Annotated in this window: 1 pseudogene; it reads left to right on the plus strand. The window is 38.7% G+C overall.

Going from position 1 to position 1268, the window contains the following annotated elements:
- The first annotated feature begins 104 nt into the window (after nucleotides 1-104).
- A pseudogene (locus HMPREF3029_RS00155) lies at nucleotides 105-1261 on the plus strand (IS256 family transposase).
- Nucleotides 1262-1268 lie beyond the last annotated feature (7 nt).

Below are 1268 nucleotides of genomic sequence, written 5' to 3' on the forward strand. Positions count from 1 at the left end.
GTAAAATAGAAAAAAGAGCCATCGCATTCTCTGTTATAATTTAGTTACCAACAAAAATTAACAGGGAGAGAATACAAATGACTCAACTTAATTTTACAGTAGATATGAAAAAAATTCTAGAGGATATCTCTGGAAGTAACCTTAATGAAATGACTAAGGGTCTTCTAACTTTAGTGTTAAATCAAGTGATGCAAGAAGAACGAGATGAATACATGGGTATTGGCTCATATGAAAGAAACAGTAGTCGAAAAGACTATCGTAATGGCAGTTATCGCCGAGGGTTCACAACGTTAGTTGGAAAAATTGAACTCGAAGTCCCACGAACACGTTCCGGAGAGTTTTCACCACAGGTATTTGAGAAGTGGCAAAGAAAGGACCAGGCGCTCGTGCTTTCTTTGATTGAAATGGTAGTCAGCGGTGTGTCTACGCGTAAAGTCACTAAAATTGTGGAAGACTAGTCGGAGAAAGTGTCTCGAAATCATTCGTATCTAACGTGATGAAACGATTAGATCCAGAAATCCAAGACTTCGCGGAGCGTTCATTAACACACAATATATTTAAATATGTATCAGTAGATGCGATGTATATTAAAGTACGTGAGAATCATAGAATCGTCTCTAAAGCTGTGTATATTGCGCTCGGTATTGGTGTAGATGGTCATCGTGAAGTACTTGGGTTTAAAGTGGATGATGCTGAGAGTAAGAATCACTGGGGGCACTTTTTACGTGACTTAAAAAATCGTGGGTTAACACAACCAGAACTCATTACTTCAGATTCACATCAAGGTTTAAAGCAGGCGATTCAAGAAGAGTTCCCGGGCACACCTTGGCAAAGATGTACAGTCCATTTCTTAAGAAACATTACGAATGTAATGCCTAAAAAAGGTTCAACTGCTGCGCGTCAATTATTGAGAGAGATTTTTCATACGACAACACCCCAACATGCACGAGAAGCAAAAGAGAAGTTTTTAGACTTTGTATCAGAGGATCCAAGATTTAATCACGCGGTAGAAATTTTAGAAAGTGGATTTGACGATGCGATTCAATGTTTAATGTGTCCAGCGGCTAGACAAAAGTTTTTAAAAAGTACAAACGCACTCGAACGACTAAATAGTGAGTTAAGACGTCGTGAGCGCGTTGTTAGAGTATTTCCAAATGTCGAGTCTGCATTTCGTTTAATTGGCGCACTTCTTCTTGATGCGAATGAAGCCTATAAAGAAACAAATAGAAAAGTGAGCGCATTCGTGGAAGCTAAAGAATAACAGAGAG

Origin of the sequence: Nosocomiicoccus sp. HMSC059G07 (assembly GCF_001815515.1) — a bacterium.
GTDB lineage: Bacteria > Bacillota > Bacilli > Staphylococcales > Salinicoccaceae > Nosocomiicoccus > Nosocomiicoccus ampullae_A.